The following is a 16,515-nucleotide window of genomic DNA, read 5'->3' on the forward strand; positions in this document are numbered from 1 at the left end:
TTTCCGCTAATTAAGTGGCCAAACGTTGCTACCATTAATACTGACAGGATTGGTAGCAAACTCGTCCAAGCAATACCCCTGAGAAGTTGCTGCAAAATAAGTCATTGGCATCACATCTACGCTCATTGCGGCCACTTGTTGCTTGGCTTTATCACTAAAATGAAAACCCCACATATCAAGATAGCTACGCATATCTCGCTGGGTGATGTAACTTAGCGCCACCAATAGCCAATCATTATTATTCAACGTATTTGCTTCAGCCTGAGAGTAATGGGTGAAACCAATCGAGGCTTTACGCTCTTCCCAAAAGGACTCACTCGCTTTCAATCTATTGAATTCACGTTCAATAAGGTGCAAACGGCCTAACAGGTGCCAGCCGTTCTTCAATACCCCTTGCTGCTGAGCTGACATCATCATTTGTATGTAGATACGCGCTCCCCAGCTCCAACCCGTTTGATTTTGCGCCGCCATGAAAGCATTTGGATCGGCTTGCAATCGGCTTTGCTGCAGTAATTCAAATTGCCCTTTAAAGTCAAGCCCTTGGCAGGAAGAGACCTTTCCAGTGTCGACATAATAGCGAGACTTACTGTAGTAGGAGTAATAGTTCGTGGTGGAGTGGCCATCCCAACCAGTAAATCGAAAACGCCCTTTCTCTAAGCCATGACCGAGTTCATGCAAATCACCATGACCAAGCGGATGAAACGACCAGTAAGCATCATATGGATTGCCCGAGCAGCCATAACCACAGGTTGCTTGGTCGGCATTCATGTGCTTAACAATATCAATGGTCTCGATAGTCCAACCTTGATCTTTACCGTATTGGTGGATCTCATCGATCGTATCAATGCCAGGCCCCTGAAAACCAGCCAGTGCGTGCGGGAAGTTATGCACATAGCGCTCGGTAGCTGCCGCCATATCTTGAGGCTGAGCCCAATCTGTTGAGCTCACTGATTCCAACATTTTGTCAGCCTTAGAGTGCACCTCAAATCCCGGAGTGATCAACTCCGCCCAATCAAACTGAGCGGACTTAAGTTGTGCGATAAACGTATCGTTGTCAGCGGCACTTCGCCACACAGGATGCTGAGCAACATTTTCGAAATAGAATTCGACAGGGATATCATTGGCATCAAACTGAACCTGAACGGTACCGCCATACGCTGAAGTTAAATAAATCGTTTCTCCTGGCTCAACTCGGTAACTCGTTGATGTCAGAAACTTAGGCCTTGCGTACCCTCCATTACTAGAAAATTCATGCGTTGCCCCGCTACGCAAAGTATTTAACACAATCGATGTCGTCACTTGGTGATTATCTTGACGTGTCACCTTAAAGGTTTGACCTGGAATGGCATACACACCTGCTGAACGGAAACTGCGTTTTGATTCCAGTGACACAGTCTTATTTACTAACGGAATATTTTCAAAAGATCGAGTACTAAAATTCCCTAAACTTGGCTGGGCATGATTAAGCTTGCGAGTATGGTACTGAGTATAATCACTGAAATAAGATTTCAAAAAATCAAGCGTTTCTGTGCTGTCTTTATCCATAGGAAATAGAACCGATTGACGGTAATGATCGGCAAGTAGCAGCAATAATTTTTCATAGGCATAATCCGGGCTTGAAAAGAGATCCACTTTATTGCTATCAAGCCGATTTAGATGCTGGCGTATACTCTCTACTGCTGGGTAGAACTGCTCGGCCATCATCGAATCTGCACTACACGATTTATCATCGCATAAACTAAGATCGACACTAAAGCTATCATGCTGCAGTCGCTGTAATAGCGCTTGCTGCTGCAATATTGAATCTGGTACTTTGTCGATAAGCGAGGTCGGGTTCCAATTGGTTACGCCAAGCTTACGCCAATAGTTATCACCAACGTAATTAATGTGTAAGCGCTCAAATAATCGGCTACCTAGTTCGGTCATGCCGCCATCTAAATGTAGATACAACACTGGAATGCCATGCTCTAACGCATACTCCACCCCTTGAAGTACTGAGTCAGCACTGTCTCCGGCATTTAACTGTTGGGATAGAATCAACATATCAGGCTTTTCTTGTAAACACGCAAGTAATTGCTCACCATCACATTGATTATCAGCATTCATCAGCAATGAATCTGAATAGGTTTCCGTTAACCAATTTCGTGTCGCTTGGGCGTCGGGGAAATAGTGGGGCTGGTCAAGCTGAGCTAATACAATACGTCTCGGTGCTTGAGTTGAAGACATGACCCATTGCACAAGATTCTGTAACCATCTCTCCATTGGCTGGTTCACAGAGTTAGGAAAGCGTAGCTTAGTACGAAATGGATTGCTGCCAAGGGCTGCATAACGCACATTATTTGACGTAATGCCCGCAACACCAATGGTCAATACCTGATCATCATACCCGGCATTCATTGCTTTATTGGTGGTTAAAATAGTGTCATTAAACCCATAAGTAGGCGAGAGTATTGCTGCATCATGGGTAGGGTCCCAATGCAAATCAGACAAATTGTTGCCACTGGTATCTTGCGCTAATTCACGTTTAATGCCGCTATACGTATGCTTATAACTCGCCACCAAAGATTGACTCGCATCAATAAAGTCATTGGCGTCATCAACTAATGATGCATCACCACTTTCTAATGCAAGCTGGACAGGTGTTTTGCTAGGTGTGGGTGTAGCCGTCTCAGAGTCAGACCCACCACCGCAACCCACTAACCCCGCGAGTAAGGTTATCATTAGTGCACTTTTTTTCATTTTACCTCCCACGAAAAATGGAAGGCTAAATCATAAATTCAATACAGCCATTCACCCTCTCTATGATTGGACTTAAGATCACGCAATAACTTGCTCGAAATACGATTTCTCATTCTGTATCGAGAATACTCCTACAAAATAGCAAACCGTCGCGACAAGAATTAATCAAACCAAAAGCACGCCCCGAAATTCAATTCGTCGATGACAACTTAAAAACGTATGCTCATAGGGAGCATCATGTATACAAAGAAACGATGATGTTCACTTTATATTCCATAAAAAAAAAGGGTATATTGCCTGCCTATGTAGTGAAAAAATTATACGTTCTCCCGGTAAAATCCCTCGGTAATTAGTGAGATAATAGTGACTTTGCGATGGTAATCACAACAAATTGCCATTACTAATTTTCAAATAAAATTAACGTGTCGTCTTATGGTGTGATAAGTATCACTTATTTATACCATAGACTTACAACCACCATAAAATTTAAAACATGACGATAGTAAGTACTAACATTTATCATTCTATAGTTTGCAGTTCGTGACGTTCATCACCTTAAAAACTCGTTCAAAAAACACTCAAAAAACCGCTATTTTGACGTTTTTAACGACTCAACAAGACTAATTGACGTTTTTGACGGAGAACCTAATTGATAAATTCTTCTTTAAGGTGTTTTCTTAGTAACGCCTAAGGCTTACAGGCCACTCTTTAGGAAACAGATAAGAGGTAGGCTTTAGCAAAACGTGAGGGTAAGTCTCCAATATTTACCCAGTGAAACAAAAGCAAATAGTAAGGAATAGCTATGCTTGCGCATATTAAAAAAACAGCACTCGCGACAGCAATTATCGCCACTGCAGTATCAGGGTTTAGCTCTGTTGCAACTGCAGCAGAACGTAATGAACTGACGGTTCACCCAAAAGAGTTCAATACTTTTGTTCGTAACTTTAACCCATACTTGGGTGCGACGAACCTACACACAACAACAGACTTTATTTATGAGCCGTTGGTTGTTTTCAATGAGATGCACGGTAATAAGCCGGTATTCCGTCTTGCTGAAGGCTTCGAAATGTCAGACGACCTAATGACGGTCACCTTTGACATTCGTAAAGGTGTGAAATGGTCAGATGGCGAAACTTTTGATGCTAACGATGTCCTGTTCTCATTCAATCTTGTTAAATCAAAACCTGAACTTGACCAAAGTGGTATTAACTCTTGGGTAGAGAAAGTAGAAAAAGTTAACGACCACCAAGTGAAATTCTACCTCACCGAAGCAAACTCAAACGTGCCTTACGAAATCGTTAAAGTGCCTGTCGTCCCTGAGCATGTTTGGAAAGATATTAAAGATCCAGCTACGTTTACCAATGAAAACCCTGTAGGTTCAGGTCCATTTACTGAGATCGACACTTTTACAGGGCAACTTTACGTTCAATGTCGTAACGAAAACTACTGGGATGCGGACAACCTAGAAGTGGATTGTCTACGTGTTCCTCAAATTGCTAACAATGACCAGTTCCTAGGCAAAGTCGTTAACTCTGAAATGGATTGGACTTCATCGTTCATCCCTGATATTGACCGTACTTACGCAGCAGCAAGTCCAAATCACCACTACTGGTACCCGCCATCAGGTACACAAGCTTTCATGCTTAACTTTAAAAACCCAGATCAAGTTAAAAATGAAGCGCTTAACAATGTCGATTTCCGTCGTGCATTCTCCATGGCACTTGACCGTCAAACCATCATTGATATCGCATTCTACGGTGGCGGTACCGTTAATGACTTCGCTTCTGGCTTAGGTTATGCCTTTGCAGCATGGTCTGACGAAGCGACGCACAACAAATTTAAGGGTTACAACTCTTATGACGCGGAAGGAGCAAAAGCGCTACTTTCAAAGGCTGGCTTTAAAGACGTAAACAGTGATGGTTTTGTCGATACTCCGTCTGGTAAGTCTTTTGAGCTGTTAATTCAATCTCCTAACGGTTGGACCGACTTTAACAACACAGTGCAACTAGCTGTTGAGCAACTTGCAGAAGTAGGCATTAAAGCAAAAGCACGTACACCAGACTTCTCTGTGTACAACCAATCCATGCTTGAAGGATCTTACGACGTCGCTTATACCAACTACTTCCACGGTGCTGACCCATACACGTATTGGAACAGCGCATATAACTCAACACTACAAAGTGGTGATGGTATGCCTCGCTTCGCGATGCACTTCTACCAAAACTCTGAGTTAGATTCGCTATTAAGCAGCTTCTACAAAACAGCAAACAAAGATGAACAGATGGAAATCGCACACGGTATCCAGAAAATCATCGCGCAAGACCAAGTGACAGTTCCTGTCATGTCTGGTGCTTATATGTTCCAGTACAACACCACTCGCTACACGGGTTGGTGGAACGAGCAAAATCCTCAAGGTCGTCCAAATATCTGGGCAGGTATTCCTGAGCGCCTATTGCACGTACTGGACCTAAAGCCAGTGAAATAAACAAGTAAGTATGTAAATAAAAGCGGTACATCCGTACCGCTTTCATCCCCTTCCTGTATTCAATTGAATGAGTGGCGCTTGTCGTCAGGGGATAGCTCGTCTCTACGTTATGGACGGCAATACCAGCAACATTACTGCTGGGTTAACAAGGTGTAAGTTATGGGTTATTTTTTAAGACGATTGTCCTTTTATTGTATGGCGCTATTAGTCGCCGCCACTATCAACTTTATTATTCCACGCGCAATGCCAGGCGACCCCGTCACCATGATGTTTGCGCATACTACGGTACAAATTACACCAGAACGTATTGCCGCAATGAAAGAATTGCTTGGCTTCGTTGATGGTAACTATTTTGTTCAATACATCGCCTACATGAAGAACATTCTGAGCTGGGAGCTTGGCACCTCTGTACAATTCTTCCCATTATCAGTAAACAGCTTACTGGGCAGCGCATTTGGTTGGTCACTATTTCTAGCAGGCTGCGCAGTCGTGCTTTCTTTCTCTATCGGTTCAGTACTTGGCATCTTCGCAGCGTGGAAACGTGGCAGCCGCTTCGATACGTTTATCACCCCCGGAATGCTGATTGTTCAGGCTATTCCTCAAGTCGTTATCGCGATGTTGGCATTGTTCATTTTCGCTATCGGTCTTAAGTGGTTCCCGACAGGTTACGCGTATACCGCTGGAACAACGCCAGACTGGACCAGCTGGACTTTCCTCAAAGACGTATTGTATCACGCAGTGTTACCACTGATTTGTGCGACGATCATTCAAATTGGCGGCTTCCTCGTCAATATGCGTAATAACATGATTAACCTTCTTAATGAAGACTACATCACCATGGCAAAAGGCAAAGGCCTGAGCGAAAACCGCGTGGTATTCAACTATGCCGCTCGCAACGCCATGCTACCCAGTGTCACCGCACTCTCTATGTCTTTAGGTATGGCACTCGGTGGGCAACTTATCATCGAAATTATTTTTAACTACCCAGGTTTAGGCAGTGTCATGCTAAACGCTATCCACGCTCGTGATTACCAAGTCCTTCAAGGTCAACTACTTATCATGACTCTATTTATGCTGTTCTTTAACCTTGTCGCCGATATGTTGTATGTCGTGCTTGACCCTCGCCTACGTAAAGGAGGCAAATAATCATGAAAGGATTTCTCTCTCTAGTGTGGCGAAATACCACCGCCCGTATCGGACTTGTCATCATCGGTCTATTTATCTTTCTTGCTGTCGCTGCGCCGCTTATTACTAAGCACGCTCCGGACAAGCGCACCGGCAATCCCCATGAGTACCCTGGATTTGTCGTCAAAATGGCACAAGCAAACCCAGATGGCTGGGTGGCAGAAAATCTTGCCGACAACCGTCGCTCGCTACTGATGTCTAAAAAAGCTGACCACACGCTAGGTACAACCCGTATGGGACGTGATGTATGGTCACAAGTCGTTTATGGCGCTCGCGTTTCTCTTATGGTGGGCTTTGGCGCAGGTCTTACGGTATGTATTTTAGCGACGATCATTGGTATCTCAGCAGGTTACTTTGGTGGCCGAGTTGATGATGTGTTAACCGCTGCCATGAACATTATGTTGGTGATCCCTCAATACCCATTACTGTTTGTTGTCGCAGCATTTATTGGTGAGGCGGGCCCGCTTACCATCTCCTTGGTCATTGGCTTTATGTCCTGGGCATGGGGCGCAAGGGTAATACGCTCTCAAACCCTTTCCTTACGTGAAAAAGAGTTTGTTAAGGCAGCAGAAGTCTTAGGTGAGTCAAAGCTGCGCATTATTTTTGTTGAGTTACTACCAAACCTTATCTCAATTGTAGGCGCAAGCTTCATTGGCTCGGTCATGTACGCCATTTCTATGGAAGCCATCATCTCCTTCTTGGGTATGGGCGATCCGAATACCGTTAGCTGGGGCATCATGCTCTACAACGTACAAACGTCGTCGGCAATGCTGATTGGCGCTTGGTGGGAAATGCTTGCCCCTTGTTTTGCTCTTATCTTATTGGTCACAGGTCTTGCGTTACTTAACTTCGCTGTTGATGAAATTGCTAACCCTCAGCTTCGCTCTCACAAAGGGATGAAACGTTGGAAAAAGATGGTGAAAGAAGACAAAACTACTCGCGAGCCTGAACTACCACCACAAAATGCACTTTGGAGCGGAGACCGTTAATTATGTCTGAACCTTTAATTTCAATCCGCAACCTTTGCGTAGATTACATTACCGATGCTGGCGACGTCAGAGCCTGTAACAACGTCAGCTTTGATATCGCACCGGGAGAAGTCTTTGGTCTGGCGGGTGAATCCGGTTGTGGTAAATCCACCGTCGCCTTTTCACTGATGCGTTTACATAAGCCACCCGCATACATCAGCGGTGGTGAGGTTATCTTCAATGGTGAAGATATCCTTAAATACAGCGATGAACGTATGCAAGCGTTTCGCTGGAGTGAGATGTCCATGGTCTTCCAAAGTGCCATGAATGCATTAAACCCAGTACTCACGATTGAAGAGCAGTTCTGCGATGTCATCATGCGTCACACTAATATGACGCGTGAGCAAGCGAAGAAACGTGCCGAAGGTCTATTAGAAATAGTGGATATTCACCCAAGTCGACTCAACGACTATCCACACCAATTTTCTGGCGGAATGCGTCAACGTCTAGTGATCGCTATCGCACTCGCACTCAATCCAAAGATGATCATTATGGATGAGCCAACGACGGCCCTTGATGTGGTCGTTCAGCGCGAGATCCTACAAAAGATCTACGCATTAAAAGAAGAATTTGGCTTCTCTATCTTGTTCATTACTCATGATATTTCCTTAATGGTCGAGTTCTCAGACCGCATCGGGATCATGTACTCCGGAGAGCTGATCGAAGTGGCGCCTTCTAAAGCTATCCTAGAATCACCTTACCACCCGTATACCAAAGGGCTGGGAAGTTCATTTCCGCCATTAACGGGGCCAAAAACGAAGCTAACGGGCATTCCAGGCAACCCGTTAAACCTACTGGAAATCCCACAAGGGTGCCGCTTTCAGGCTCGTTGTGACCGTGTTCATGAAGCCTGTACTAAGGTACCGACACAATTACGTCAAATTGAGTCCAACCGTTTCTCAAATTGCCATTTATACAATGAGCAAATAGCGGTAGCCGAAGTGTTGTCATAGACAACCACCAGTAAAACAGGACGTCACAACAAATTCTGGAGATGAATATGAGCAACTATGGTGAACTGCTGATTGAAGGCAACAATGTCGTAAAAGACTTCCCAATTAACAGTAATACGCTGTCTCAACCAATGATGCGCGCGATTAATGACGTGTCATTTAAAATGTATAAGAGCCGCGGTCTAGCCGTTGTAGGCGAGTCCGGCTCAGGTAAATCGACCACTGCGAAAATGATCGCAAAAATGTATGCGCCAAGTGGCGGCGAAATTAAATATCGCGGTCGAGATATTCAAGAGATTAAAAAACAAGCTGAGCTGACCCAGTATCGTCAGGGTGTACAAATGGTATGGCAAGACCCATTTGGGTCTCTTAATCCAACACACACCATTTTTCACCACATTGCGCGACCTTTGCTCATCCATAACAAAGTAAGCAAGCGCAATAAGAAAGAACTGGAAGAACGCATCTACGACTTACTGGAACAAGTTGGACTCATTCCAGCAAAAGAAACCGCGGCAAAATACCCCCATCAACTTTCTGGTGGACAGCGTCAACGCGTCAACCTTGCAAGAAACATCGCCATTGGCGCTGAAGTCGTCCTCGCGGATGAGCCAACCTCAATGTTGGATGTCTCTATTCGTGCGGGTGTTCTCAACCTAATGGAAGAGATGAAGTTCGAAAAGCAAATGTCACTGCTGTACATCACCCATGACATTGCAACGGCGCGATATATCGCTGAAGACATTTCCGTCATGTACGTTGGACATATGGTGGAATGGGGCGATACCGATGAAGTCATCGCAAACCCTCAGCATCCATATACACAATTGCTGGTATCAGCAGTACCCGATCCATCCAAGTCGATTCATGAAAAGCTGAAGGGTAATAAAGGCGATATTCCACTGTGGACACCACAGTCTGTTGGTTGCCCATTTGCTGGGCGCTGTACCCATGCCACCAGCCGCTGTAACGAAGCCCTGCCAAGTGTGACTAAATTGGCAGAGAACCACTTCGTCCGTTGTTACCTTTACGAAAACTAATCAACGACAACTAATGAAACGCTCCCTCGCAAGAGGGAGTTGACTGACACCATTTGCTGGGATACATCATGCAACTTTTAACAAACCACATTGGTTATCAAGCAACCGGCTCCAAACGTGCGGTTGTCATGTCGCCAACGGCACTAACTGAGCTGAGTAACGCATTTCTGATCGATGCCAGTACTCATACCATCGTTTCAGAACTGCCTCTCTCCGGTGGTGCGCAAATTGATGAATGGCATCAAGGTTACTTTTTTGACATTGATTTCAGTGAATGGACACAACCTGGCGAATATTATCTAAGCTACCAATCGGTTTGTTCCCATCGCTTTCAAATTGCACATCATCGCCTATTGGATCGCGCTTTTTCCGATATGATCCATTACTTCAAATCTCAACGTTGCAGCGGCAGTATTTTTGATAACGCTGACCAAGCAGCAAAAGTGATTGGCAGTAACGAACGCGTTAATGTTCATGGCGGTTGGTATGACGCCTCTGGTGACGTAAGTAAGTACTTAAGTCATTTGTCCTACGCCAATTATCTCAATCCTCAACAAACCCCGATGGTGGTATGGAATCTATTAAAAGCAGATGACGTATTACATAGCTCTCTAGAACGCTCTTTTGTACAAGCTAGACTCCATGAGGAAGCACGTTACGGCGCTGAGTTTTTACTGCGTATGCAGCACCCCGACGGTTACTTCTACATGACGGTATTTGATAAATGGAGCAAAGATACCGAACAACGCGAAATCTGCGCCTACGAAACTCAATTGGGCCACAAAAAATCCGACTATCAGGCTGGGTTTCGTCAAGGTGGGGGGATGGCTATTGCGGCATTAGCGAAAACAAGCCGGTTAGCCAACCTCTCTGCGGATGAAGCACAGCAATTTTTAACCGCCGCCGAATCAGGCTACGCGCACCTAAAAAAATTCAATACGCAGTACCTCAATGACGGCACTGAAAACATCATAGATGAGTACTGTGCACTGCTCGCCAGCGTCGAGCTTTATCGCTCTACCAAGCAAAGTCAGTACTTAAAAGAAGCAAGATACTGGGCCGATGCGCTAGCACAACGAGCGGCACACGATGAGCAGTTTACTTTCTATTGGTCGAGTAACGACGATGGATCTCGCCCTTATTATCACGCAGCTGAAGCGGGACTACCCGTTATCGCACTCAATGAATACGTCGCAATTGAAGATGACTCTTCTCGCACTAAACGATTCATTGAGCTCATACACAAGGCTTGCCAATTCGAGCTTAGTGTAACACAGCAGGTTTTTAACCCATTTGGCTATCCTCGCCAGTATGTAAAGCCCATTGATGATGCGAAACGCAGCACATTCTTTGTGCCTCACAACAACGAAACCGGTTATTGGTGGCAAGGTGAAAATGCTCGACTCGCCTCGTTAGCCACGATGGCTCTCACCGTGCAGCCTCTCCTTGATAGCTCGGTCTTGAAAGCCGAACTCGAAGATTATGCCGCTAGGGCGATGGATTGGATTTTGGGCTTCAACCCTTACGATATGTGCATGCTAGACGGGCATGGCCACAACAATCCCGATTATTTAACGGATCTTGGCTTTTTTAATGCTCATGGTGGGGTGTGTAATGGCATCACCGCAGGATTCGATAGTGAATGCGACATTGCCTTTAATCCACTAAATCAAAAAGATGACATGCTGCAGAACTGGCGATGGGGCGAACAGTGGATCCCGCACGCGGCTTGGCTTCTGCTTGCTACCGCATTGACTCATAAGCACTACCAACAGAAGGAGACTTCCCATGCCTAAATTTATCGCCGGTATCGACGGTGGAGGCACCTCTTGTCGAGCACGAATCGTAAACGAACAGGGCGAGCTGATTGGTGAAGGAAAAAGTGGTAGCGCCAACATCATGCTCGGGGCTGATGTCGCGATGTCTGCGATCATCAAAGCACTCACCATCGCACTGACACAAAGTGGACTTAATCGAGATAGCCTGAAAAATCTCGATGTTGGGTTAGCACTTGCAGGTGCTGAGCATAAGTCGTCGTATCAAAAATTTACCGCCATCTCCCATCCTTTTGCCAGCATTACGCTCAACACCGACGCGTACGGTGCATGCTTAGGCGCACACCAAGGTCAAGATGGTGCCATCATGATTGCCGGTACTGGTTCTTGTGGGCTGCTACTCAAACAAGGCAAACAGTTTGTCGTAGGTGGTCGTGAGTTTCCAATTTCAGACCAAGGCGGCGGGGCGGTAATGGGACTACGCCTTATTCAAGAAGTACTACTCATTCAAGATGGTATTCGTCCTACTTCTCCCCTAGCTGATTTAGTCATGACGCACTTTGAGCATGATGTAGACCGCATTGTTGAGTGGTCTAAGACCGCTCTTCCTTGTGATTATGGGCAATTTTCTCCCGCTATTTTCGACTATGCATTACTTAACGAAAGGCTAGGAAAATCATTACTGCAACAAACCGCAGATGACATTGAAATGTACTTAACGGCCTTGAATCAAAAAGGCGCACAGCATATTTGCCTGATGGGTAGCATTGCCCAACGTATCCATGAATGGTTATCACCCGCGGCTCAACGCTGGATTGTAGAACCAAAAGGTGACGCCATGGATGGGGCTCTGATGATGGCTGGACAAAGCCAGCATAATCTATATTAAAGGGAGGCGAGTATGGATTTTCGCGTCGATATTGCCGTACTAGACAGCCATAATAAAGGCAGTCGCTTTGGCTTAACATTGCATAATCTATCAGAGAAAAGTTACCCGCATTGGCGCCTTAGCTTTACCTTTGATCGCTATATTGATCCTGCCAGTGTTTCTGTCGGTCACATTACTCAAATTGGCAGTTTCTGTACGCTTGAGCTTGCCGACTCAGTGCTCTATTCCAACCACCATGTGTATATAGAGTTTTCTATCCTAACCGCGCCGTTTCGCTTCCTTTCTGATGGAATTAAAGAAGCGTATTTAGACACAGATTCACTATCAAGGGAAACGGTCAGTGTGTCACCTATCGTTCTTAAACATGCTTACGATAAACACACCGCTGTACCGAATGTCGTCGCACACAAACATCAGCTCATCCCTCATCCGGACAAGATCACCTTCACCGAGGGTCAATTTGAGCTAACTCGTTATAGCCAGATCTCATGGGATCATCCAGACAACAAAGACGCGGCGGCTTGGCTTCAAGAAGAAGTAGAGCGATTATTTGCGATAACACCTAAGTCGATTGGACAACAAGGTGTGCACTTTAAGCGCAGCCCTGTACTTGCCAGCGAAGAGTACAAACTCAATATCAACCATGACGGTGTCGTCATTGAAGCCACAGATACTGCTGGGTTTATCTATGGTGCAAGCACGCTACTGCAACTATGCGCCTTTGATGAAGCTCGACAAACACTGTCAGTACCCTTTGTCTCCATACAAGATAAGCCGCGGTTTTCCTACCGTGGTGTGATGTTGGATAGTGCTCGCCACTTTCAGCCTATCAGCGAAATTAAGCGCTTCATCAACTTATTAGCACACTACAAGCTCAACACCTTTCATTGGCATCTAACTGATGATGAAGGGTGGCGCATCGAGATAAAAGCGCTCCCAGCACTAACTGAGATTGGCGCATGGCGTGGACCCGATGAAGTGATTGAGCCTCAATTTCACCATATTTCAGAAAAGTACGGTGGGTACTACTCTCAAAACGACATCAAAGAGGTGGTGGAGTTTGCCAGTGCACGTGGTATTCAAGTGATCCCTGAGATTGATATACCAGGTCATTGTCGCGCCGCGATCAAAGCCTTGCCACACCTGCTAGTAGACCATGAGGATAAATCCACCTATCGCAGCGTCCAGCACTATACAGATAACACCTTATCCCCAGGGATAGCCGGCACTTACCAATTTTTAGATACTGTGCTAGAAGAAGTCGCTGCACTCTTCCCTGCACCCTACCTTCATATTGGCGCAGATGAAGTTCCGCTAGGCTCTTGGGTCAATAGCCCAAGCTGTAAAAAGCTCATGCAAACCCATGGCTATAACAGTGCCAAAGAACTACAAGGGCATTTACTGCGCTATGCAGAAGATAAGCTGCGCTCTCTTGGCAAACGCATGTTAGGTTGGGAAGAAGCGCACTTTGGCAACAAAGTGAGTAAAGACACCATTATCTACTCTTGGTTAAGCGAAGAAGCGGCGATCAACTGTGCCAAAATGGGCTACGACGTCGTACTGCAACCAGGGCAAACCACCTATCTCGATATGGCTCAAGATTATGCGAGTGAAGAGCCAGGGGTCGATTGGGCGTCGGTCATCTCACTTGAGCAAGCTTACCAATACGAACCCTTATCTGACATCGCCCATGATGATCCCGTCAAGAAGCGAATTCTTGGCATGCAAGCCGCATTGTGGACAGAAATTATCACTCATCAAGACCGTTTAGACTATATGGTTTTCCCTCGCTTACTCGCGCTCGCTGAAACCGCTTGGTGTCGCGAACAGCGTAAAGATTACCCCTATTTTCTGGCAAGGCTAAAGCCCCATTTAACCTTGCTCGACAGGCAAAACATCCGGTATCGACACCCATGGTCTGAATAACCCACTCTCTGTAGAGACAGATCATGCATCGCATACCTATCACTGAATAATTAGAAGTTTTTATAAGGAAATACTCATGCAATACGGCTACTTCGATAACGACAACCGTGAATATGTTATCACTCGTCCCGACGTTCCAGCACCTTGGACCAATTATCTTGGTACCGAAAAGTTCTGTACGGTGATATCACACAATGCAGGGGGGTATTCATTTTACAATTCTCCTGAATATAATCGCGTCACTAAATTTCGTCCCAATGCGACGTTTGATAGACCGGGACACTACGTTTACTTAAGGGATGATGAAACGGGTGACTATTGGTCTATCTCTTGGCAGCCCGTTGCGAAGAGCTTAGAAGAAGCTCAGTACGAAGTGCGTCATGGGCTGTCTTACTCAAAATTTAAATGTGACTACAACGGGATTGAAGCGACAAAAACGCTTTTCATCCCTAAAGGTGAAGACGCCGAAGTATGGGATGTGGTACTGCGTAATACCAGTAATAAGCCACGCACAATCAGTACCTTTTCTTTTGTAGAGTTTTCTTTTAGCCACATTGCCTCAGACAACCAGAATCATCAAATGTCGCTCTATTCAGCTGGCACTGAGTATCAAGATGGCGTGATCGAGTACGACCTTTTCTATAACACCAATGAAAAAGAAGGGTTCTACTATCTTGCTTCAACCTTTGAACCGGATAGCTACGACGGTCAGCGAGACAGCTTCTTAGGGCTTTACCGCGATGAATCAAACCCAATCGCCGTTGAGCGTGGACAGTGTTCAAACCATGTACAAACCTGCTACAACCATTGTGGCTCACTGCATAAGCAGTTCACCATCCAGCCAGGTCAAGAAGTTCGCTTTGCCTATGTCTTAGGTATTGGTAAAGGCAACGGCACTCGACTACGTGAAAAATACCAAGATCTGAATGAAGTCGATAAAGCCTTCGCAGAGATTAAAACGCACTGGGATGAACGCTGCGCGAAATTCCAAGTCACTTCTCCTAATGAAGGGCTTGATACCATGCTTAATGCTTGGACGTTATACCAAGCTGAAACATGCGTTGTTTGGTCGCGATTTGCTTCCTTTATTGAAGTTGGCGGACGTACCGGACTGGGTTACCGAGACACCGCTCAAGATGCGATGGCCGTCCCCCATTCAAATCCGGAGATGACCAAGAAACGCATTGTTGATTTACTTAGAGGCCAAGTGAAAGCAGGCTATGGTTTACACCTCTTTGATCCAGACTGGTTTGACCCTGATAAAGCCGATGTTGAACCGTCAAAGTCACCAACTGTGGTCCCTACGCCAAGTGATGAAGATAAGATCCATGGCATTGCAGACACCTGCTCAGATGATCATCTGTGGTTAATCCCAACCATTTGCCGTTACGTCATGGAAACCGGTGAAACTGAGTTCTTTGATGAAGTCATCCCTTATGCCGACGGTGGCGATGCGACCGTCTACGAACATATGAAAGCAGCGTTAGATTTCACCGATAAACATGTTGGCGCGACGGGTATTGCCAAAGGACTTCGAGCAGATTGGAACGACTGTTTAAACCTCGGCGGCGGTGAGTCTTCCATGGTGGCTTTCTTGCACTACTGGGCGTTGCAAGAGTTTGTCGACCTTGCCAATTATCTCGATAAACCTAGCGATGTCGCGTGCTATGAAGCGATGGCTAAAAAAGTTCAAGATGCTTGTGAAACTCACCTTTGGGATGAGGACGGTGGTTGGTATATCCGCGGTATCACCAAAAATGGTGATAAAGTCGGCACCAATGAGCAAACCGAAGGAAAGGTTCACTTAGAGTCAAATACTTGGGCTGTTGTCTCTGGCGCGGTTAGCGAAGAACGTGGTCAAAAGGCAATGGATGCCGTAGACGAATACCTATATTCCGATTACGGACTGCACCTCAACGCCCCATCTTTTGCTACGCCTAATGATGACATCGGTTTCGTGACGCGAGTCTATCAAGGCGTGAAAGAAAACGGCGCTATCTTTTCTCACCCGAATCCATGGGCTTGGGTAGCGGAAGCTAAGCTAGGTCGCGGTGATCAAGCAATGAAATTCTACGACTCGCTTAACCCGTACAATCAAAACAACAATATCGAAACCCGTATCACTGAACCCTACTCATATGTGCAATTTGTCATGGGACGCGACCATCAAGATCATGGCCGCGCCAATCATCCTTGGCTGACTGGTACCTCAGGGTGGGCATACTATGCCGCGACTAACTACATATTAGGCGTTCGCCTCAGCTTTGAAGGGCTCATTGTCGACCCGTGTATTCCAACAGACTGGCCTAGTTTTGAGGTCACAAGAGAGTGGCGTGATGCCACCTATCACATCACTGTTGAGAACCCACACAACGTGAGTAAGGGGGTAAAATCCATGACCCTCAATGGCGAGAAAATGACCGGAGCAGTTGCCCCTCAACAACCGGGATCCACCAACCACATCCATGTGGTACTTGGCTAATTCCCACCTCAAG

The 16,515-nt window shown here is 45.8% G+C and carries 10 protein-coding genes; 9 read left to right on the forward strand and 1 reads right to left on the reverse strand.

Annotated features, from left to right (window positions below; all coding sequences use genetic code 11):
• Positions 1-6 precede the first annotated feature (6 nt).
• On the reverse strand, positions 7-2,739 hold the full coding sequence (locus L4D05_RS21230) for an ImpA family metalloprotease (protein WP_428795221.1): 2,733 nt from the start codon (positions 2,737-2,739) through the stop codon (positions 7-9).
• A gap of 802 nt (positions 2,740-3,541) precedes the next feature.
• Here L4D05_RS21230 and L4D05_RS21235 point away from each other — a divergent pair.
• The 9 genes from L4D05_RS21235 (at position 3,542) to L4D05_RS21275 (ending at position 16,502) form a co-directional block, all read left to right on the forward strand.
• Positions 3,542-5,224, forward strand: coding sequence for an ABC transporter substrate-binding protein (locus tag L4D05_RS21235; RefSeq protein WP_428753346.1), 1,683 nt, complete (start codon positions 3,542-3,544; stop codon positions 5,222-5,224).
• A gap of 159 nt (positions 5,225-5,383) precedes the next feature.
• Positions 5,384-6,370 carry an ABC transporter permease gene (locus tag L4D05_RS21240; RefSeq protein ID WP_250617419.1) on the forward strand — a complete coding sequence of 329 codons (987 nt, stop codon included), beginning with the start codon at positions 5,384-5,386 and terminating at the stop codon, positions 6,368-6,370.
• A gap of 2 nt (positions 6,371-6,372) precedes the next feature.
• Complete coding sequence (locus L4D05_RS21245) at positions 6,373-7,398, forward strand: ABC transporter permease (RefSeq protein WP_428753348.1); 1,026 nt, start codon at positions 6,373-6,375, stop codon at positions 7,396-7,398.
• A gap of 2 nt (positions 7,399-7,400) precedes the next feature.
• Positions 7,401-8,390 (forward strand): ABC transporter ATP-binding protein, encoded by a 990-nt coding sequence (locus L4D05_RS21250; RefSeq protein ID WP_428753350.1) that lies wholly within the window; start codon positions 7,401-7,403, stop codon positions 8,388-8,390.
• Between the two features lie 47 nt (positions 8,391-8,437).
• Entirely contained in the window at positions 8,438-9,430 is a 993-nt protein-coding gene (locus tag L4D05_RS21255; RefSeq protein ID WP_265676554.1) for an ABC transporter ATP-binding protein, read from the forward strand.
• A gap of 68 nt (positions 9,431-9,498) precedes the next feature.
• Complete coding sequence (locus L4D05_RS21260; protein WP_428795222.1) at positions 9,499-11,226, forward strand: glycoside hydrolase family 9 protein; 1,728 nt, start codon at positions 9,499-9,501, stop codon at positions 11,224-11,226.
• Positions 11,219-12,094 carry a glucosamine kinase nucleotide-binding domain-containing protein gene (locus L4D05_RS21265; protein ID WP_428753354.1) on the forward strand — a complete coding sequence of 292 codons (876 nt, stop codon included), beginning with the start codon at positions 11,219-11,221 and terminating at the stop codon, positions 12,092-12,094. Before L4D05_RS21260 ends, L4D05_RS21265 begins: the two co-directional genes overlap by 8 nt.
• Positions 12,095-12,106: 12 nt before the next feature.
• Positions 12,107-14,020 carry a beta-N-acetylhexosaminidase gene (locus tag L4D05_RS21270; protein WP_428795223.1) on the forward strand — a complete coding sequence of 638 codons (1,914 nt, stop codon included), beginning with the start codon at positions 12,107-12,109 and terminating at the stop codon, positions 14,018-14,020.
• Positions 14,021-14,096: 76 nt separating this feature from the next.
• On the forward strand, positions 14,097-16,502 hold the full coding sequence (locus L4D05_RS21275) for a glycoside hydrolase family 94 protein (RefSeq protein ID WP_428795224.1): 2,406 nt from the start codon (positions 14,097-14,099) through the stop codon (positions 16,500-16,502).
• Positions 16,503-16,515 lie beyond the last annotated feature (13 nt).

This window comes from Vibrio nomapromontoriensis, assembly GCF_050337205.1.
Classification (GTDB): Bacteria; Pseudomonadota; Gammaproteobacteria; order Enterobacterales; family Vibrionaceae; genus Vibrio; species Vibrio nomapromontoriensis.